A 20,170-nucleotide genomic window follows, 5' to 3' on the forward strand; every position below is an offset into this window, starting at 1 on the left:
TCGCAACCCGCGAGAAACAATGCCGGATCACGCGAACATTTCCCGATATCCGAGAAATAATTCCTCGAATACGAGCCGCGCGTTGAGCGGATGGTTCTCGACCGTCCGCTGCCGCGTCACGGCCTTCATGAAGCGGGCGAATGCGTTCGCATCGACCGCTTCCGCGCAGCGCGCGAGCGCCGCCGCGTGCATCGGGAAGTAGCGCGGCGCGCCCGCCATCCGCTGCGCGAGCAGATCGTACAGCCAGCGCTGCAGCCAGCCGAGCACCAGCGGCACCGGCAGCTTCTGCAGCGTCTCGCCGCACGCGAACGGGTCGCAGGCCGCCCCGGCCGCGAGCTGCCCGAGCGTGTAGTCGCGCAGCGGGCGGTTCTCGTCGCTCGCGAGCGCCAGCGCGGCGAGCGGCGCACCGCCGGCCTCGGCGAGCAGCGCCGGCGCATGCTCGACGCCCTGCGCGGCGAGCCAGGCCGCGGCCGCGTCGGGCGCCGGCACCGCCATCGGCCACTGCCGGCAGCGGCTGATGATGGTCGGCAGCAGGCGGTCGATGCGCGCCGACACGAGCAGGAACACGACGCCGGATGGCGGTTCCTCGAGCGTTTTCAGCAGCGCGTTCGACGCGGCGACGTTGAGCGCCTCGGCCGGATACAGCACGACGACGCGTGCGCCGCCGCGGTGCGAACCGACCCCGCAGAAGTCGAGCAGCGCGCGCACCTGCTCGATCTTGATTTCCTTGCTCGGCGCCCGCGTCTTCTTGCCGCCTTCGTCCGCGTCGGCCGCCTTCGCGTCGTCGGCGGCGCCCGGCGCCTCGCCCGCCAGCGCCTCGGGCAGCACGATCCGGTAGTCCGGATGGTTGCCCTGCGAGAACCACGTGCAGGCCGCGCAGGCGCCGCACGGCTCGCCGTTCGGCTGCGGCGATTCGCACAGGAAGCCCTGCGCGAGATGCTGCGCGAACTGCAGCTTGCCGATCCCGGCCTGGCCATGCAGCAGCAGCGCGTGCGGCCATTGCGCGCGCAATTGCTGCAGGCGGTTCCAGTCGTCGGTTTGCCACGGATAGATCATGGGGTGCGTTCCTTGCGAATTACAGCGCGGCGAGCACGCGTTCGAGCTGCTGACGGATCTCGGGAATCGTCTGCGTCGCATCGACGATCGCGAAGCGGTGCGGCGCCTCTTCCGCGCGCCGCAGGTACTCGCTGCGCGTACGCGAGAAGAACGCGTCGGATTCGCTCTCGAACTTGTCGGGCATGCGCGCGGCGCCGCGGCGCTCGCTCGCGACTTGCGGCGCGACGTCGAACAGGACCGTCAGGTCGGGCTGGAACCCGCCCTGCACCCAGCGCTCGAGCGTCTCGAGCTTGTCGCGCGGTAGCCCGCGGCCGCCGCCCTGGTACGCGAACGTCGCATCGGTGAAGCGATCGGATACGACCCAGTCGCCGCGCGCGAGCGCCGGCTCGATCACGAGCGCGAGATGCTCGCGGCGCGCGGCGAACATCAGCAGCGCTTCCGTCTCGAGATCCATCGGCTGGTTCAGCAGGATCTCGCGCAGTTTCTCGCCGAGCTGCGTGCCGCCCGGCTCGCGGGTGACGACGACTTGCCGGCCGGCCGCGGCCAGCTTGCCCTGGAGGCGTTCGCAGAACCATTGCAGGTGGGTGGTCTTCCCCGCCCCGTCGATGCCTTCGAACGTGATGAATTTACCGCTCGCCATTATTGACCTCGTATGTACTTGTCCACGGCCTTGTTGTGGTCGCCGAGCGTGTCCGAGAACACGCTCGTGCCATCGCCTTTCGCGACGAAATAGAGTGCGCTCGTCGGTGCCGGATTGATCGCCGCCTGCAGCGCGGCCACGCCCGGCAACGCGATCGGCGTCGGCGGCAGCCCGCGTCGGGTGTAGGTATTGTAAGGAGTGTCGGCCTGCAGGTCGCGCTTGCGCAGGCGGCCGTCGTACGCATCGCCGAGCCCGTAGATCACCGACGGATCGGTCTGCAGCGGCATGCCGATGCGCAGCCGGTTCGCGAACACGGCCGCGACGAACGCTCGGTCGGCCGCATGGCCCGTTTCCTTTTCGACGATCGACGCGATCGTCAGCGCTTCGTAAGGCGTCTTGTACGGCAGGCCCGGCACGCGCGCGGCCCAGGCCTCGTCCAGACGCGTCTGCATCAGATGGTACGCGCGCCGGTAGATGTTCAGGTCGCTCGTGCCCTTGTCGAACAGATAGGTGTCGGGGAAGAACAGCCCCTCGCCGCTGCCGCGCTGCACCGCGCTGTCCGGCGCGCCGATCGCGCGCAGCAGCTCGGCGTCGCTCATGCTGGCCGTCGCGTGCGCAAGATCGGGGTTCGCGTCGAGTTCCGCGCGCATCCGCTTGAAGGTCCAGCCTTCGATGACCGTCGCGACATACTCGTTCACGTCGCCGCGCGCGATCTTCTGCAGCACCTCGTAAGGCGTGATGCCGGTCTTGAATTCGTAGTTGCCGGACTTGAGCCGGCTCGACAGCCCGAGCACGCGCGTCATCGCGACGAAGCCGAGCGGCTCGACCGGCACGCCGCCACGCTTCAACTGCAGCGCGACGCTCTTCACGCTGCTGCGCGGCTTGATCGTGACGTCGAGCGATGCCGAACCCAGCAGCAGCGGCCGGGTTGCCCAGTAATATCCGCCGCCCGCGCCGGCAGCGGCCACGACGACGGCCAGCGCCACGATCGTCGCGGCGCATTTCTTCAGTAGGGACATGGAAACGTGACTCAGGTAAGACCCATATAATACTTGCTCGCCTCCGTCAAAGTCAGGGTTGACTGTTCCCTCATTCCATGAGCACACCGTTCGCTTCACCGGCAGTCCAGGCCGCACCCGCCTCGCTCCCCGTTTTCCCCCGCCCGTCCGCCGCCGATTTCGATGCGCCGGGCGCCTGCGTGCCGTTGCCGCAGTTCGGCGTGATCGACGTGGCCGGCGATGATGCCGCGACGTTCCTGCACAGCCAGCTCACCAACGACATCGAACATCTCGACGCCGCGAGCGCGCGGCTGTCCGGCTACTGCTCGCCGAAGGGGCGCCTCCTCGGCTCGTTCCTCGCGTGGCGCGCCGGCCACGGCGTGCGCCTGCTGGTGTCGAAGGACGTGCAGGCCGCCGTGCAGAAGCGGCTGTCGATGTTCGTGCTGCGCGCCAAGGCGAAGCTGACGGATGCGAGCGACACGCTCGCGGTGGTCGGTTTCGCGGGCGACGTGCGCGACGCGCTGTCGGGCATCTTCGACGCGCTGCCGGACGGCGTGCACGTGAAGGTCGACGGCCCCGCCGGTACGCTGATCCGCGTACCCGACGCAGCCGGTCGCAAGCGTTATCTGTGGATCGGCCCGCGCGCCGAGGTCGACGCGCGCATCGCCGCGCTCGGCGGGTCGCTGCCGGTCGTGTCGCCGGCCGTGTGGGACTGGCTCGACATCCGCGCGGGCGAACCGCGCATCACGCAGCCTGCCGTCGAACAGTTCGTGCCGCAGATGGTCAACTACGACGTGATCGGCGCCGTCAACTTTCGCAAAGGGTGCTACCCGGGCCAGGAAATCGTCGCGCGCAGCCAGTACCGCGGCACGATCAAGCGCCGCACGGCGCTCGCGCATGTCGCCGGCGAGACCGATACCGTGCATGCCGGCGTCGAGCTGTTCCACAGCGACGATCCCGGCCAGCCCTGCGGGATGATCGTCAACGCGGCGGCCGCGCCCGCGGGCGGTGTCGACGCGCTCGTCGAGATCAAGCTCGCCGCGCTCGACAGCGGCACGGTGCACCTCGGTTCGGCCGACGGCCCGGCGCTCGCGTTCGATACGCTGCCGTACGCGTGGCCGACGGAAGCGTGATGCACTGACAACCCGTTCGCGCGCCGGCTCGCGAGTCGCAGCCGGCGCCCGATGTTTCCTGCGAGAGATTCGCCCGATGTGTCTGATTGCCTTCGACTGGCAGCCCGATGTCGCCGCCGGTCCCGTCTTTACCCTCACCGCCAACCGTGACGAGTTCTTTCGTCGAACCAGCGCGCCGCTCTCGTGGTGGGAAGATGTACCGGGCGTGCTGGCCGGCCGCGATCTCGAAGCAGGCGGCACGTGGCTCGGCGTGTCGCGCGACGGCCGTTTCGCCGCGCTGACGAACTACCGCGCGCCGTTCGACATCCGCGCGGGCGCACCGACCCGCGGCAAGCTCGTGTCCGACTTCCTCGGCGGTCCGTCCGTCGCGCCGCTCGACTACCTCGGGCGGCTCGCGGAGCATGCGGCCGTCTACAACGGCTTCAACCTGCTCGTCGGCGACTGGCGTCGGCGTGAGCTCGCGTGGTTCTGCAATCGCGCGCCCGAAGGTGAGAGTGCTGTCGCCGCACCCGTCGCGATCGCGCCCGGCGTGCACGCGCTGTCGAATGCGCGGCTCGATACGCCCTGGCCGAAAGTGGTGCGCAAGCGCGCGGAACTCGGCACGCTGCTCACCGACAATCCCACCCCGTCGCTCGACGAACTGATCGCGTTGATGCGCGACCCGCATGTCGCGGACGACGACGCCCTGCCGCACACCGGCATTCCGATCGAGCGCGAGCGTGCGCTGTCGGCTGCGTTCATCGAGACACCCGAATACGGTACGCGCGGCACGACCGCGCTGCGCGTCACGATGAAGGAAGGCGTGCGGCTGACGGTCGAGATCAAGGAACGCTGCGACGACGACGGCTCGCACCGCACCGTTCGCCCGGGCACGTTCGAGCGCGCCCTCACGTTCGACGTCGACGCGACGCCGCCGCGCTGAGCCCGCGAGCAGGCGCCGCGCTATGGCGCGCGCGCCATCTCGACGTGCGGCACACCGGCTTCGACGAACGGTTCACCGACCGCCGCGAAGCCGTGCCGCAGGTAGAACGACACGGCCGAATCCTGCGCGTAGAGCCGCACGACGATTTCGCCGCGGCGCCGCGCCGCCTCCAGCAGCGCGTTCAGCACGGCTGACCCGACGCCCTGCCCGCGCGCGTCGGCCAGCACCGCGACGCGACCGATCGTGCCGGACGGCAGCAGCCGCCCCGTCGCGACCGCGCGGCGCGTGCCGGTCGCCGCATCGACGCGGTACGCCACCGCATGGAGCGACAGCGGATCGTCGTCGTCGAGTTCCCATTCCGGCGGTATCTGCTGCTCGCGCACGAACACCGCGTCGCGGATCCGCGCGGCGTCGCCGCCGAGTACCGTCCAGTCGCCCGTTTCCACCACGCCGTTCGTCATCGCAGCTCCCATATGGCGCGTACGCCGCCAAACAACCACCGTCAAACGTCGTCGAATGCGGCCTTCAACGCCGCGACCGCGTCGGCATGCGCGGCCCGCACTTCGGGCACGTAGCCGCCCATCTTGAAGAATTCGTGGATCATCCCCGGATAGCAGACCAGCGTGACCGCGTTTCCCGCCGCGCGCAACTTCTCCGCATACGCGGCGCCTTCGTCGCTCAGCGGATCGTATTCGGCCGTCGCGATCCATGCCGGTGCCACGCCCGCGAACGACGGCGCATCGCGCGTGCCGTCGAGCGGTGCGAAACGCCAGTCGTCGCGGTCCGCCGGATCCCGCACGTATTGCGTGAAGAACCACTGGATCGTGTCCTGTGTCAGCAGGTAGCCGTTCGCGAACCGTGCGTGCGATTCGGTGTCCTGGAAGCCCGTCACGCCCGGGTAGATCAGCATCTGCAGCGCAAGGCGCATGCCCGCGTCGCGTGCGAGCACCGCGCAGACGGTCGCGAGCGTGCCGCCCGCGCTGTCGCCGCCGACGGCCAATCGCTCGGCATCGATGCCGAACGTGGCCGCTTCGCGATGCAACCATTGCAACGCGTCGGCGGCGTCGTTCACCGCGGTCGGAAACCTGTGTTCGGGCGCGAGCCGGTAGCCGACCGACAGCACCGCACATTGCGCGTCGTGCGCGAACATCCGGCACAGCGCGTCGTGCGTATCGACGCTGCCGACCGTGAAGCCGCCGCCGTGGTAGTAGACGAGCGCGGGCAGCGGCTCCGCGAGGCTCGGCGCGACCGGCAGGTACAGCCTCGCACCGATCGTGCGGCCATCGCGCGTCGGCACGACGCACGCCTCGACCGAATGCATCGGCGCCGGTGCGACGTCGAGGATCGGCGCGCTCTTCTCGTACGCGGCGCGCGCCTGCTGCGGCGTCTGGTGGTGATAGGACGGACGTTTCGCGCGCTCGATCATGTCGAGCACCTGGGCGATCTTCGGATTCAGCGGCATCGGTGAGGACGGCGCCTGCGGGGCACCGTGAACGGACAAGCGTGCATGATGCCATGCGCGGGTCCGGCGGGCGTGATGCGCCGTGCGTTGCGACATGCCGCGGTGGGCGGTGGGCGATGCATGCCGCAAAACAAAACGGCCCGGCCTGTGAAGAGGCCGGGCCGCCGTGCGTCCGGGCGCTTACGCGTCGCTCGGGCCGGGCTGGGCGTCCGGCGCGGTGCGCGAACGTTGCCGCTTGATGTCGCGGCCCACCGCGAGCCGCCGCATGTACTTGAACGTGCCGAGCGCCTTCGCGACGAAATTGCCGTCGCTGTCGCGCACTTCGCCTTCGCAGTAGGCCATCGTCGTCGAGCGATGCATCACGCGCCCGTAAGCGCGCAGCTCACCGCGCCCCGGCTGCATGAAGTTCACCTTCATCTCGACCGTGACGACGCCGATACCGTCGTCGGTCAGGCTGCGTGCGGCCATCGCGAGCGCGATGTCCGCGAGCGTCATCGTCACGCCGCCGTGCGCGATGCTCCACGTGTTCATGTGCCGCTCTTCGAGCGGCAGCACAATCTCGCTTGCGCCGTCTTTCGCGGACACGAGCTGCACGCCGAGCATGTCGACGAACGGGCTTTCGATCGACGGGCCGTCCGTCGGGGTTGCCGCGTCGCTCATCGTGGGCTGTCGACGATGTAGTCGACGCACTCGCGCGATTCGGCCACCGCGACGACGAATTTCTTCACTTCCTGGTGAACCGGATGCACCTGGTAGGCATCGAGTGCGGCCTTGTCCGCGAAATCGGACACGAGCACGATGTCGGCGGTTGCATCGAGGCCCGGCGTCGCCACGCCGACGTCGATCTGCAGCGTGCCCGGCACGAGATCGCGACAGCCTTCGAGCTTTTCCTTCAGCTTCAGCGCGTTCTGTGCGCGCGTCGCGCCTTCGGCCGATTCTTTCAACTTCCACATGACGATATGACGGATCACTTCGGTTGCTCCTGTTCGTTCCGGTTCGGCGACTTGCCTGTCACCCTTGCCAATCGGGCATCTTACGCCCTTTCACCGTTCGCTTGCGTTCGCCGGAAGTGGCATCCGGCCGAGCGAGATGCGGGTGACAAAGCGGGTATCGTTTCGATCACCCGAAGGCGATTCCCGCTTGTTCACCGTGTCACTTGATGCCATCAAGTTCCGACCAGCGAAGGCAGACGACAAGCCTACCAAACTTGCCGACTTCGATGGGCTGGATCTGCTGGTGCAACTGTCCGGCGCCAGGCTCTGCCGGTACAAGTACAGCATTGCCGGGACGGAGAATCGCGTTGCTATCGGCGAAGGCAAAGCAACTTTTCGAGCAGGGCGCGGCTCCCGTTCCGTGGCGAATTTGGCGAGCGATGCCCCCCCTACTCAACACGACATCGATCAACGATCGGACCGTCACCTCGAACAACCGAATCCGCACCCGAAGCATCACCGTCATATAGAATGGTACGCTTTGCCCGTACTCCTATGTGGTTCAAGAACCTTCAGCTTCATCGTCTTCCGGCACCTTGGGCCGTTACCCCCGATCAGATGGAAAAATGGCTGGCGCCCCACGCGTTTCAGCCGGGCACCAGCGTCGAGATGCAGAGCCACGGATGGGCGTCGCCGCGTGACGACGGCGCACTCGTGTATTCGATCAACCGGCAGATGTTGCTGACGTTTCGTGCCGAGAAGAAGCTGCTTCCGGCGTCGGTCGTCACTCAGGTGACCAAGGCACGCGCGCTTGAAATCGAGGAGCAGCAGGGCTTCAAGGTCGGGCGAAAGCAGATGCGCGAACTCAAGGAGCAGGTGACCGACGAACTGCTCCCGCGTGCGTTCACCATTCAGCGCGATACCCGCGTGTGGATCGATACGGTGAACGGCTGGCTCGTCATCGATGCGGCTTCACAGGCTGTTGCCGACGACGTTCGCGGCCTGCTCGTCAAATCGATCGATCAGTTGCCGCTCGCCGGTGTTCAGGTGGTGCGTTCGCCGGTCGCCGCGATGACGGATTGGCTGTTGTCCGGCGAGGCGCCGGGCGGATTCACAGTGGATCAGGACGCCGAATTGCGCTCGAGCGGCGAAGGCGGCGCCACGGTGCGATATGTCGGCCACGCACTGGAAGCGAACGACATGCGCCGGCACATCGAGGCCGGCAAACAATGCATGCGCCTGGCGATGACCTGGGACAACCGGATCTCCTTCGTGCTGACGCCGTCGCTGACGATCAAGCGCGTGACGCCGCTCGACGTGATCAAGGAAGCGGCGGATCCGACCGCGCAGAACGACGATGAACGCTTCGACTCGGATGTCACGCTGATGACCGGTGAACTGGCGCGGATGTTGGCCAGCCTCATCGATATCCTGGGTGGTGAGCAGCGCGACTCGGCGCATCAGGCGGCAGCGGCCTGAGCTCCGCCGGCGGCCGAGAAACCTCGCCCCCAACGACGGCGAGGTTTCGAGCCGGCGCGACAGTTCGACGAGAACTGTCGTCGCGCTGTCGGAGGGCTGCGACCAGGCGCTCGCGCACGATTCTTCTCCGTGTCGCCCGCCGACACGAGGATTCCGCCCACGACCGCCGGCACCTAGCCTGCCAAACCTGACGGCGCCAGTGCGCCGACATCCCGGGATTCACGCATCCGGCTCCCGAAACACGGTTTCCGTCAGCGCACGCGCGCCGCGACTCACTTGATCAGGCTCAGCACATCGCGAAAACGCGGATGCCGGCTGGAGCCCAGCCATTCGAACCCGATCATCTCGACCGTCGCGATTTGCACTCCCGCCGCCCCGAGCCGGGCGATCCCCGCGTCCCGGTCGATCGTCCTGCGCGACCCCACGGCATCGCTGACCACCGTGACTTTGCGGCCGCTGCGCAACAGCCCGAGCGCTGTTTGCAACACGCACACGTGCGCCTCGCAACCGGCGACCATGACGCTGTTGCGCCCGGCCGGCAATGCATCGACCAGACCCTCCGCGCATGCGTCGAAATGATCCTTGACGACGGTGCTGGAGCACAGCTCCTTGATCTCCGGTACGTTCCGGCCCAACTGGACGGGGCTCTGCTCGGTACCCGTCACCGGCACCCCGAGTATCTGCGCAATACGGGCAAGTCGGACAGCCTGCGTGACGACCGATGCCCCTTCGTGAATCACCGGCATCAGCCGCGTCTGAAAATCAACCAATACGACCACTGAATCGTCAAGCACGTGCAGCACGGCGCATTCTCCGGAGTGAAGGCGACGCCAACCAACATCGGCCATCGCTGAAAAGTCGCTCTGTCGCAAGATCGTCATCCCCGCAAACGACGAATATCGAATCGCATCAATGACCGACTGCGGCAATTCGGTAAGCGGAAGCGGTTCCCAAGCCTACCAAACTTGCCGACACCGCTGGCGCGATCGCATGGAGCCCGATTCACGGAGTCACGCGCCAGCCCGGTCGCAGGAACGCCGGTTGCTCACCCCTCCGTATTGCCGAATCCACCACATTCCACGGCTTCGTTTGCACCGCCCGAGACACGGCGACAGGCAAACCGCCACGATTCAATCCCGGTTCGGAATCAATCACCCATACCGACATCGATTGCCAATCGATTTTCACTTAACTCGACAATCAACACGTCTCTATTTCCACATGAATTCGCACATTTTACCGGTCCGACAAGCAATAATTGCGACCTCATTCCGGAGCATTATTCGAAAACCATAAAATCATTATTGACTTCGAATTTATCCGAACTTTAGAATCCCCTACGACAGCTTACGTTTCGTTTTTCACTTCGCGCACACCCATGTCGGCACAGCGCCGGAACGTCAGCAAAGAAGTCTTTCATGCCTGGCCGGGGCAGCACCTCCTTTTGTTTTCAATTCCGGCATTAACCGCCAACCGGTTATTTCGCGTTCAATTCGCCCCCGAAGTACGCCTGGATTAATTCTGAATTCCCCAGGAATTCCGCAATACCGGATGAAGCAGATCGAGCACCCACTCATTCGATAATTCTCATAAAAATCGCCAGTCATCAGGAGGGACATCAACATGCATCGCCTTGCGAAGTCGCTGTGTCTCGGATTCATCTGCGCCGGCCTGCTCGCGGCCTGCAATGACGACGACGTCAAATCGAGCAACCCGCCGTCGAACAACGCCGCACTGTCGTTCCGCATGGACACCGGCGGCCAGATCAACGCGTTCTACCGGCAGGACAACGTCGCCGCACACCTGCTCGTGCGCTCGTCGACGAAGCCGCGCCTGCTCGTGGTCTTCCCCGCCGGCAACAGCGGCACCGGGCTGTGGTTCGACGACACCGCGCAGCCGGTGAACTGGAGCCTCGACACGCCGCCGTCCGCGCTATCGGCACCCGACACGCATGGCCGTCCGCTGTACGGCATCGGCGCCGACGTGTCGGTGGACACCAACACACTGACGATCCGCCAGGGCGTGCTCAGCAACGTGCGCTTCCTGCGCGACTTCAACGGCGGCGCCACGATTCCGCAGCAGATCCTCACCGCGCCGACGGTTCAGGGCAGCGCCGCGCAATGGCAACGCGACCGGATCGACGGCGCGCCCGGCTATTCACTGCGCATCACGCTGCGCGACGGCGGCAGCATCACGCCGGCAGCGGGCGGCAAGCTCGTCCTGAGCGCGCCGGCGGGCTCGCACACGCTGCGGCTGCATGTCGATGCGCTGTCGGGCGAGACGCCGTTGTCGCCGATCACGCACGCCGACCTGCTCGCGCCCTCGGTGAACCCCGACCCGGTGAGCCAGAACGTGCTCGAATTCCTGAGCTTCCACGACAAGCTGCTGGCCGGCTCGTGGCAGTACGACACCTACTTCGGCCGCGACACGCTGATCTCGGTACGCATGCTGATGCCCGTGCTCGAACCCGCGGCGATCGAGGCCGGCCTGTCGTCGGTGCTGAGCCGGCTGTCGACAGACGGCAAGGTCGCGCACGAGGAAGGGATCGGCGAATTCGCCCTCGTCGACAACCAGAAGAACGGGCGGCCGAACGATTCGACGCCGACCTACGACTACAAGATGATCGACAGCGACTACCTGCTCGCGCCGATCGCGGCCGCGTGGCTGATCGACGATACGCGCGGCCAGGCCCGCGCGGCTGCCTATCTCGCGCAGCGCGGCAGCGACGGGCAGACCCTGGGCAGCCGCCTGGTCGTCAACCTGCTGCACGTCGCGACGACCGCGCAGCCGTTCGTGCAGCAGCCGACGGTCGCGAACCTGATCCACCTGCGACCCGGCGAGATCGTCGGCAACTGGCGCGACAGCACCGACGGGCTCGGCGGCGGCGTCTATCCGTATGACGTCAACGCGGTGCTCGTGCCGGCCGCGTTGCGTGCCGCGAACGCGTTCCTCACACACGGCCTGCTCGATCCGTATCTGGATGCCGGGCAGCGCGCGACGCTCGCCAACACGGCGAACCAGGCGGCCACGTGGGAAACGCAGGCGCCGCCGCTGTTCCAGGTCAGCGTGCCGGCCGCACAGGCAGCCACCGACGTGTCGGCCTATGCGCCGTCCGCGGGCGTGCCGGCCGGCGCCGCACCGGGCACGCCGCTGGCGTTCTACGCGCTGTCGCTCGATCAGCAGGGCAACCCGATTCCGGTGATGAATTCGGACGGTGGCTTCGCGCTGCTGTTCGGCACGCCGCCGGACGACGAGCTTCAGCGGATCGTCACCGACGTCACGCGGCCGTTCCCGACCGGGCTCGTGACCGATGCCGGGATGCTGATCGCGAATCCTGCGTATGCAAGCCAGGCGCTGTGGCCGAAGTTCACCAGTTCCGCGTATCACGGCACGGTGATCTGGTCGTGGCAGCAGGCGATGTGGGTGGCCGGGCTCGATCGCCAGCTCGCTCGCCAGGACCTGTCGGCCGCGACACGCTCGCTGCTCACGCAGGCGCGGCAGACGATCTGGCAGGTGATCTCGAACGGGCGCGACATGCGCACGTCGGAGATGTGGACGTGGTCGTACGTGAACGGCAAGTACCAGACCGATGCATTCGGCACGCGCAGTGCGGACGCCACCGAAGCGAACGCGGCACAGCTCTGGAGTACGACGTATCTCGCGATCCGCGACCCGCAGCAGCGCGCGGGCAACTACTGGTGGCAGGCGTCGCAGCGGATGCAGGATGCGCAGCCGAAACAAAGCGCGGCGGCGCTGGCAGCGCGGTAGCGCGTCGCCGGTCGCGTGCTGACCGGACATGCAAAAGCCCCGGCGGCGTGACCGCCTTCGGGGCTTCGTCGGAGATCGAGGCGCTGGACACAGCCGCTGTACGCCCGCGCGGCCGAATGGTGCGCGTCCGTTCACCAGCGCCCGTGTGCCGCGCGAACCCGTATCACCGCGCCACGACCCGGTTCCGCCCTTCCCGCTTGGCCTGGTACAACCGTTCGTCGACCGCGCGCAGCAACGCATCGACCGTGCTGCCGTCGGCCCCGTATTGCGCGACGCCGACACTGACCGTCACCTGCACGCGCTTGAAATCGAGCCCGAACGGCGAACTCGCGATCGACGAGCGTACGCGTTCGGCCGTCATCCGCGCGCCTTCGAGCGGCATGTCCGGCAGCAGCGCCATGAACTCCTCGCCGCCGACCCGTGCCAGGCCGCCCGCGGGCCGGATCGCATCGAGGCACTGGCGCACGACGCCGCGCAGCACCTCGTCGCCGATCTGATGCCCGTACGCATCGTTGATGTTCTTGAAATTGTCGAGATCGAGCGCGAGCAGGCAGAACGGCGTGCCATCGCGCTCGGCCCGCACCATCTCGCGCTCGACCTGTGCGATGAATTGCCGGCGGTTCGACGCGCCCGTCATCGGATCGGTCGCGGCCATGTATTCGAGCTTCTGGTTCGTGCGCCGCAGCTCCTGCAGCGCGCTCTCGGTGCGCGCCATCGATTCCGACAGCCGGCTCATCAGGTCTTCCTGGCTGTAGATCGCCGAGAACGACCGCGTCGTCTGCAGCGCCTGCACGACACCGTAGCTGAGCAGGAAGAAGCCGCCGGCAAAAATCGCATGCGCGAGCCACCACATGTGATTCCACGGCTTGCCGAGAATGAACGCGAGCGACGACAGCGCGAACGCCATGATCGACACACCGTAGATCACCATCAGCGGCGAGCGGATCCGTCGCGCGAGCAGCACGGCGACGTTCAGCAGCGAGAACACGAGCGCGCCGCCTTCCATCGACAGCCGCGTGCCCGGTGCGCCCGCGACCGGCGAATACGCGATGTACGCCACGACCACGTTGACGATCACGAAGAACACGATCCACGGCAGCCACGTGCGCACGCTCGTGCGCTTCTCGAGGCGATCGGGTGGACGCGAATACGACAGCAGGCCCGTGAGCAGCAGGATCGACATCACGAGCCGCGACGCGGGCCCGTACAGCAGGAACAGCCAGATGTTGTGATGCGCCATCCCGGTGAACGCACCGTGCAGCGCATAGATCATCGCGAAGCCGAGAAAGCCCAGTGTCAGCCAGCGCAGCAGCGGCTCGCCGGACGACCGGTAGCAGACCCACGTCACGTAGGTGACGAACGCGCCTTCGAGGGTGGCGGCGGCGATCGCGATTTCATGGAACGCGTGGTTCTCGAACACGACGCGCGGGTCGCTGAAGAACCACAGATAGGCGATCAGATAGGCGGGCAGCAACGCGAATCCGACCAGCAGGCATTTCGCGTAGAGCCTTGCGGCCGCGCTGACGACGCGCGGCGGTTCCCCGGCTGCATAGGTCGTACTCATTCGGTCCCCGGTCGGTCTGCTGCGTTGGTTCGAACCTTCGCGGCACGGATCGCATGGCGCACGATCCGGCCCATCGTGCCGAAAGGCAAATGTCAGAGCAAGTATAGGTGGGGCAATTCGTTTGACAAGTAAGGGGAAACGGCATTGCCGGGCGCATGCCTGTTGCTTCCCGATTGTTTCGAATGGCGGATCAGTCGCGCCGATTCGCGTCGCGGCCGCCTGTCTCGCCGAAGCGAAACCGCGGCCGCTCCGTGTCAAAGATCAGAGGATTTCGAACAGGCCGGCCGCGCCCTGCCCGCCGCCGATGCACATCGTGACGACCGCGTACTTCACGCCGCGCCGCTTGCCTTCGATCAGCGCATGGCCGGTCAGGCGTGCGCCCGATACGCCGTACGGATGGCCGACCGCGATCGCGCCGCCGTTCACGTTCAGACGATCCTCAGGAATCCCGAGCGTGCCGCGGCAGTACAGCACCTGCACCGCGAACGCTTCGTTCAGTTCCCACAGGCCGATATCGTCGACCTTCAGCCCTGCCTGCTTCAGCAGCTTCGGCACCGCGAACACGGGGCCGATGCCCATCTCGTCCGGCTCGCAACCGGCCACCGCGAACCCGCGGAACACGCCGAGCGGCTGCAGCCCGTCGCGCTGCGCGGCGTCGGCGCTCATCACGACGCAGGCCGACGCACCGTCCGAGAACTGGCTCGCGTTGCCCGCGGTGATCACGCCACCCGGCACGGCCGACCGGATCTTCGATACGCCTTCGAGCGTCGTGTCGGGGCGGATCCCTTCGTCAGCCGAGACCGTCACTTCCTTCGTGAACAGACGGCCCGTCGCCTTGTCGGCCACGCCCGCGAGCACGGTGATCGGCACGATCTCGTCACGGAAACGCCCGGCTTCCTGTGCGGCCGCGGCGCGCAGTTGCGACTGCACGCCGTACTCGTCCTGCCGCTCCTTCGAGATGCCGTAGCGCTTCGCGACGTTCTCGGCCGTCTGCAGCATGTTCCAGTAGATCTCGGGCTTGTGCTGGACGAGCCAGCCTTCCTGGATCATGTGGTGGTTCATCTCGTTCTGCACGCACGAGATCGATTCGACGCCGCCCGCGACATACACGTCGCCTTCGCCCGCGATGATCCGCTGCGCGGCCAGCGCGATGGTCTGCAGCCCGGACGAGCAGAAACGGTTCACCGTCATCCCCGGCACCGTCACGGGCAGCCCCGCGCGCAATGCGATCTGCCGCGCGATGTTCGCGCCGGTCGCGCCTTCGGGGTTCGCGCACCCCATGATCACGTCCTCGACGCGTGCGGGGTCGAGCTTCGCGCGCTCGACAGCGGCCGCGACCGCGTGGCCGCCGAGCGTCGCGCCGTGCGTCATGTTGAATGCACCGCGCCAGGATTTCGCCAGCGGCGTGCGGGCGGTCGATACGATTACGGCTTCGGTCATGCGAGTCTCCTTCGGTCCTGCTTCACCTGAATCGGATGGGGAATTGCGCTACGCCGCCGGGCGCGCGCCCGCGGATGTCACATGCGCGACGCCCGCTGCCTGCATCTGCTGCCATGCGTGGGCGAGCGACCCGTTCAGGTCGATCGCGCGGCACGCATCGTTGATCACCGCGGCTTCGAAACCGGCCGCGCGCGCATCGAGCGCCGACCACGCGACGCAATAGTCGGTCGCGAGCCCGCAGCACCACACGCGCTTCGCGCCGAGCTCGCGCAGATAGCCCGCGAGCCCGGTGCGCGTCGTGCGGTCGGCTTCGACGAACGCGGAATAGCTGTCGACCTGCGCGTCGCCGCCCTTGCGGATCACGAGCCGCGCGTGCGGGATGTCGAGATCGCGATGCAACGCCGCGCCGTCGGTGTCCTGCACGCAATGCACGGGCCACAGCACCTGCTCGCCGTACGGCAGCGCGAGCGTGGAGAACGGTGCGCGGCCCGGGTGATTCGCCGCGAACGACACGTGTTCGCGCGGGTGCCAGTCCTGCGTCAGCACGACCTGGTCGAAGCGTTGCGCGAGCGCGTTGATCACCGGCACGACCGCGTCGCCGTCCGGCACCGCGAGCGCGCCGCCCGGCATGAAGTCGTATTGCACGTCGATCACGAGCAGTACGTCGTCGGTGCGTTTCATTGCATTTCTCCGGGTGTGCGTCGCGCCGCGATCCGGCGCGTCAGCCGTTGAACCCGCGGCCGGCCTTCGCGAGTTCCGCGATCGACGGCGCGAGCTGCCATGCGTCGCCGTTCGGTGCCGCCGCATAGCGGCGAATCGCGCGCTCGACGTTGTAGAGGCCGACCACGTCTGCGTACAGCATCGGGCCGCCGCGCCACAGCGGGAAGCCATAGCCGGTCAGGTAAACCATGTCGATGTCGGACGCCTTCGACGCGATCTTCTCCTCGAGAATCTTCGCGCCTTCGTTGACGAGCGCGAACACGAGCCGTTCGACGATCTCGTCGTCGCCGATCTTGCGACGCTCGACACCGCGCTCCTTCGAATACGCGACGACCATCTCGTCGACGAGCGACGACGGCTTCGCCTTGCGATCGCCCGGCACGTAGTCGTACCAGCCGGCGCCCGTCTTCTGGCCGAAGCGGCCCTGCTCGCACAGGCGGTCGGCGATCTTCGAGTAATGGAGATCGGGCTGCTCGACGTAGCGGCGCTTGCGGATCGCCCAGCCGATGTCGTTGCCGGCGAGGTCGCTCATCCGGAACGGGCCCATCGCGAAACCGAATTTCTCGATCGCGCGATCGACCTGCGCGGGCAGCGCGCCTTCCTCGAGCATGAACAGCGCCTGGCGGATGTACTGCTCGATCATCCGGTTGCCGATGAAGCCGTCGCACACACCCGACACGACCGCCGTCTTGCGGATCTTCTTCGCGACGGCCATCACGGTGGCGAGCACGTCCTTCGCGGTCTGCGCGCCGCGCACGACCTCGAGCAGCTTCATCACGTTCGCCGGGCTGAAGAAGTGCATGCCGACGACGTCCTGCGGACGCTTCGTGAACGCCGCGATCTTGTCGACGTCGAGCGTCGACGTGTTCGACGCGAGGATCGCGCCCGCCTTCGCGACTTCGTCGAGCTTCTTGAACACCTGCTCCTTCACGCCGAGCTCCTCGAACACGGCCTCGACGATCAGGTCGGCGTCCTTCAGGTCGTCATAGGACAGCGTCGGCGTGATCAGCGCCATGCGCGCGTCGAGCTTCTCCTGCGTGAGCTTGCCCTTCTTCACCTGCGCGTCGTAGTTCTTGCGGATCGTCGCGACGCCGCGCTCGAGCGCTTCCTGTTTCGTCTCGAGCAGCGTGACGGGCAACCCGGCGTTGATGAAGTTCATCGCGATCCCGCCGCCCATCGTGCCCGCGCCGATCACGCCGACGCGGCGAATCTCGCGCAGCGGCGTATCGGCCGGCACGTCGGGAATCTTGCTCGCGGCACGCTCGCCGAAGAACGCGTGCCGCAGCGCGCGGCTTTCCGGCGTCATCATCAACGCGACGAACCCCTCACGCTCGGCCACGCTGCCCTTGTCGAAGCCGTGCAGCACGCCGGCCTCGATCGCGTCGATACATTTGTGCGGCGCGGGGAAATTCGGTGCGGCGGCCTTCGCGGAATTGCGCGCGAACTGGATGAAGCCGGCGGCGTTCTCATGGACGATCTTGCGATCGCGCACGCGCGGATGCGGCCCCTTCTGCGCGCCGACCTTGGCAGCGAATGCGACGGCCGCGTCGAGCAGGTCGCCGTCTGCCATTTCGTCGAACAGCCCGCTCTTCGCCAACTGCTCCGACGGTACGGGCGCGCCCGACACGATCATGTTCAGCGCGGTTTCGAGCCCCACCGCACGCGGCAGGCGCTGCGTGCCGCCGGCGCCCGGCAGCAGGCCGAGCTTCACTTCGGGCAGCGCGACCTGCGCGCCCGGCGCCGCGACGCGATAGTGCGCGCCGAGCGCAAGCTCGAGGCCGCCGCCCATCACGACGCTGTGCAGCGCCGCGACGACGGGCTTCGCGCTCGCCTCCACCGCGCGGATCACGGTGTGCAGCGTCGGCTCCTGCAGCGCCTTCGGCGTGTTGAATTCGGTGATGTCGGCGCCGCCCGAGAATGCGCGTCCCGCGCCGGTCAGCACGATGGCTGTCACCGACGGATCCTGCGCGGCGCGATCGAGCGCGTCCATGACGCCCTGACGGGTCGACAGGCCGAGCCCGTTGACGGGCGGATTGTTGAGCGTAAGGACGGCCACGCCGTCGCGAGTCGAGTAATCCACTGCCATCTGCCTGCCTCCATGCATCGCGCGCCGGGGTGGCTGCGCTTCATTGTGCGCGGTCGAACAGCCGCATGTCCTGATGAACGGAGGCAGCATACAACGAAAAAGCACGGTCGTTCAATTTGAATTTTGCTCCTGATCCGGGGACGGATCGGGCGACCGCCTCACGAGCCGCTTTCGGCCCGGGCCGGCGTCACGGCTCGCAGACCGCCGTCGGCAACACGTAATCGCGGAACGTCTCGCGCAGCTTCAGCTTCTGCAGCTTGCCGGTCGCGGTGTGCGGCAGCGATTCGACGAACACGACGTCGTCGGGAATCCACCATTTCGCGACCTTGCCTTCGTAGAACGCGAGCAGCGCGTCGCGGCTCAGGTTCGCCCCTTCGCGCGGCACCACGACGAGCAGCGGGCGCTCGGTCCATTTCGGATGCGCACAGGCGATGCAGGCGGCCTCGGCAACGCCCGGGTGCGCGATCGCGACGTTCTCGATGTCGATCGAGCTGATCCACTCGCCGCCCGACTTGATCACGTCCTTGCTGCGATCGGTGATCTGCAGGAAGCCGTCGGGGTCGATCGTCGCGACGTCGCCGGTCGGGAACCAGCCGTCCGACAGCGGCGACGACTCGCCGCGAAAGTAGTGATCGATCACCCACGGCCCGCGCACCTGCAGTTCGCCGAACGCGACGCCGTCCCACGGCAGTTCGTGGCCGTCCTCGCCGACGATGCGCATGTCGACGCCGCAGATCACGCGCCCCTGCTTCTCGAGCAGCTTGCGCTGCGCGTCGAGCGGCCGCTGCGACTGCGCCCAGTTGAGCTTCGCGAGCGTGCCGAGCGGCGACAGTTCGGTCATCCCCCATGCGTGGATCACGCGGACGCCGTATTCGTCCTCGAAGGTGCGCAGCATCGCGGGCGGGCACGCGGAGCCGCCGATCACCGTGCGGTTCAGCGTCGAGAAGCGCACACCGGCCTCGCGCATGTAGTTGAGCAGGCCGAGCCACACGGTCGGCACGCCCGCGGAGAACGTCACGCGCTCCGCTTCCATCAGCTCGTACAGCGATTTCCCGTCGAGATCCTTGCCGGGCAGCACCAGCTTGCCGCCCGTGAGCGGCACCGCGTACGGCAGCCCCCATGCGTTGACGTGGAACATCGGCACGACGGGCAGCACGGCGTCCATCGCGGACAGGTTCATCGCGTCGGGCAGCGCGGCGCCGTACGCGTGCAGCACGGTCGAGCGGTGCGAATACAGCACGCCCTTCGGGTTGCCGGTCGTGCCCGACGTGTAGCACAGCCCCGACGCCTGCTGCTCGTCTAGGCGCGGCCAGTCGTAGCGGCCATCCTCCGCTTCGACGAGCGTTTCGTAGCAGAGGAACGGCGTCGTGCCGGACGGCAGGTGCGCGGCGTCCGTCATCGCGACCCAGCCCTTCACGTGCGGGCATTGCGGCGCGATGGCCTCGACGAGCGGCGCGAAATTGATGTCGAAGAAGACGTAGCGGTCTTCCGCGTGATTGACGATGTACGCGATCTGCTCGGGAAACAGGCGCGGGTTGATCGTGTGGCACACGGCACCCATCCCGCCGATCCCGTAATACGCTTCCAGATGCCGGTAGCCGTTCCACGCCAGCGTACCGACGCGATCGCCGGTTTCGACGCCAAGCCGCGTGAGGGCCTGCGCCAACTGCTTCGCGCGGCGTTCGCAATCGCGGTACGTGTAGCGATGCAGGTCGCCTTCCACGCGCTTCGACACGATCTCCGTATCGCCGGCGTGGCGCGCGGCGTGAGAAATCAGCGAGGACACCAGCAACGGCATGTCCATCATCTGGCCCAGCAACGGCTTACCCATCGTCTTGTTCTCCGTGAGGATGCGAATCGGTGCCTCTGCGGCGCGCCCGTCAGCGGCCCCGGACGGGCCTGGCGCACGGTGCGCGGGCCACCATGCGGGCGGCGCGGCGCCGCCTTACAATATCGGCTTACCCAGAGGC

18 protein-coding genes are annotated in these 20,170 nt (G+C 67.2%); 4 read left to right on the forward strand and 14 right to left on the reverse strand.

Annotation, left to right across the window (positions count from 1 at the left end; translation table 11 throughout):
- Positions 1–27: 27 nt before the first annotated feature.
- From CFB41_RS09975 to mltG, 3 genes are read right to left on the reverse strand one after another with little or no spacing between them, the layout of a single operon-like run.
- Positions 28–1,056, reverse strand: a complete 1,029-nt coding sequence (locus tag CFB41_RS09975; RefSeq protein WP_089456360.1) for a DNA polymerase III subunit delta' — start codon at positions 1,054–1,056, stop codon at positions 28–30.
- A gap of 19 nt (positions 1,057–1,075) precedes the next feature.
- Complete coding sequence (gene tmk, locus CFB41_RS09980; RefSeq protein ID WP_039367036.1) at positions 1,076–1,696, reverse strand: dTMP kinase; 621 nt, start codon at positions 1,694–1,696, stop codon at positions 1,076–1,078.
- Positions 1,696–2,715, reverse strand: coding sequence for an endolytic transglycosylase MltG (gene mltG / locus CFB41_RS09985; RefSeq protein WP_089440279.1), 1,020 nt, complete (start codon positions 2,713–2,715; stop codon positions 1,696–1,698). The genes tmk and mltG overlap by 1 nt, the downstream gene beginning before the upstream one ends.
- Positions 2,716–2,792: 77 nt before the next feature.
- Here mltG and CFB41_RS09990 point away from each other — a divergent pair, with 77 nt between their 5' ends.
- The gene (locus tag CFB41_RS09990; RefSeq protein ID WP_089456361.1) at positions 2,793–3,827 is read left to right on the forward strand and encodes a folate-binding protein YgfZ; all 1,035 of its coding nucleotides are present in this window, start codon (positions 2,793–2,795) and stop codon (positions 3,825–3,827) included.
- Between the two features lie 76 nt (positions 3,828–3,903).
- Positions 3,904–4,749 (forward strand): NRDE family protein, encoded by an 846-nt coding sequence (locus tag CFB41_RS09995; RefSeq protein ID WP_089440281.1) that lies wholly within the window; start codon positions 3,904–3,906, stop codon positions 4,747–4,749.
- A 20-nt stretch (positions 4,750–4,769) separates the two neighbouring features.
- Here the strand turns inward: CFB41_RS09995 and CFB41_RS10000 are convergent, their stop codons facing one another.
- From CFB41_RS10000 to CFB41_RS10020, 5 genes are all read right to left on the reverse strand, one after another.
- Positions 4,770–5,210, reverse strand: coding sequence for a GNAT family N-acetyltransferase (locus tag CFB41_RS10000; RefSeq protein ID WP_089456362.1), 441 nt, complete (start codon positions 5,208–5,210; stop codon positions 4,770–4,772).
- A gap of 41 nt (positions 5,211–5,251) precedes the next feature.
- The gene (locus tag CFB41_RS10005; RefSeq protein WP_089456363.1) at positions 5,252–6,211 is read right to left on the reverse strand and encodes an alpha/beta hydrolase; all 960 of its coding nucleotides are present in this window, start codon (positions 6,209–6,211) and stop codon (positions 5,252–5,254) included.
- Between the two features lie 180 nt (positions 6,212–6,391).
- Positions 6,392–6,871, reverse strand: a complete 480-nt coding sequence (locus tag CFB41_RS10010; protein ID WP_046545900.1) for a PaaI family thioesterase — start codon at positions 6,869–6,871, stop codon at positions 6,392–6,394.
- Positions 6,868–7,182 (reverse strand): Dabb family protein, encoded by a 315-nt coding sequence (locus CFB41_RS10015; RefSeq protein ID WP_011352339.1) that lies wholly within the window; start codon positions 7,180–7,182, stop codon positions 6,868–6,870. Before CFB41_RS10015 ends, CFB41_RS10010 begins: the two co-directional genes overlap by 4 nt.
- Before the next feature lie 181 nt (positions 7,183–7,363).
- Complete coding sequence (locus CFB41_RS10020) at positions 7,364–7,669, reverse strand: hypothetical protein (protein WP_089456364.1); 306 nt, start codon at positions 7,667–7,669, stop codon at positions 7,364–7,366.
- Between the two features lie 29 nt (positions 7,670–7,698).
- Between CFB41_RS10020 and CFB41_RS10025 the strand changes: the two genes are divergently transcribed.
- Positions 7,699–8,622, forward strand: coding sequence for a recombination-associated protein RdgC (locus tag CFB41_RS10025; RefSeq protein WP_089456365.1), 924 nt, complete (start codon positions 7,699–7,701; stop codon positions 8,620–8,622).
- 272 nt (positions 8,623–8,894) lie between these two features.
- Here CFB41_RS10025 and CFB41_RS10030 read toward each other — a convergent pair whose 3' ends face one another.
- Positions 8,895–9,425 carry an isochorismatase family protein gene (locus CFB41_RS10030; protein WP_089456616.1) on the reverse strand — a complete coding sequence of 177 codons (531 nt, stop codon included), beginning with the start codon at positions 9,423–9,425 and terminating at the stop codon, positions 8,895–8,897.
- 820 nt (positions 9,426–10,245) lie between these two features.
- On the opposite strand from CFB41_RS10030, the gene CFB41_RS10035 reads away from it, so the two are divergent.
- Complete coding sequence (locus CFB41_RS10035) at positions 10,246–12,390, forward strand: hypothetical protein (protein WP_089456366.1); 2,145 nt, start codon at positions 10,246–10,248, stop codon at positions 12,388–12,390.
- 163 nt (positions 12,391–12,553) lie between these two features.
- Here CFB41_RS10035 and CFB41_RS10040 read toward each other — a convergent pair whose 3' ends face one another.
- The 5 genes from CFB41_RS10040 to CFB41_RS10060 form a co-directional block, all read right to left on the reverse strand.
- Positions 12,554–13,954: a GGDEF domain-containing protein gene (locus CFB41_RS10040; RefSeq protein ID WP_089456367.1), complete on the reverse strand. Its 1,401-nt coding sequence runs from the start codon at positions 13,952–13,954 to the stop codon at positions 12,554–12,556.
- Positions 13,955–14,215: 261 nt separating this feature from the next.
- Positions 14,216–15,394: an acetyl-CoA C-acyltransferase gene (locus tag CFB41_RS10045; RefSeq protein WP_089456368.1), complete on the reverse strand. Its 1,179-nt coding sequence runs from the start codon at positions 15,392–15,394 to the stop codon at positions 14,216–14,218.
- A gap of 48 nt (positions 15,395–15,442) precedes the next feature.
- Positions 15,443–16,075, reverse strand: coding sequence for a bifunctional nicotinamidase/pyrazinamidase (gene pncA, locus CFB41_RS10050; protein ID WP_089456369.1), 633 nt, complete (start codon positions 16,073–16,075; stop codon positions 15,443–15,445).
- A 40-nt stretch (positions 16,076–16,115) separates the two neighbouring features.
- A complete protein-coding gene (locus CFB41_RS10055) occupies positions 16,116–18,200 on the reverse strand; it encodes a 3-hydroxyacyl-CoA dehydrogenase NAD-binding domain-containing protein (RefSeq protein ID WP_089456370.1) in 2,085 nt (694 codons plus the stop codon).
- Positions 18,201–18,387: 187 nt separating this feature from the next.
- On the reverse strand, positions 18,388–20,031 hold the full coding sequence (locus CFB41_RS10060; RefSeq protein WP_089456371.1) for a 3-(methylthio)propionyl-CoA ligase: 1,644 nt from the start codon (positions 20,029–20,031) through the stop codon (positions 18,388–18,390).
- Positions 20,032–20,170 lie beyond the last annotated feature (139 nt).

It is taken from the genome of Burkholderia sp. AU33803, assembly GCF_002223095.1.
In the GTDB taxonomy this organism is placed as follows: Bacteria; Pseudomonadota; Gammaproteobacteria; order Burkholderiales; family Burkholderiaceae; genus Burkholderia.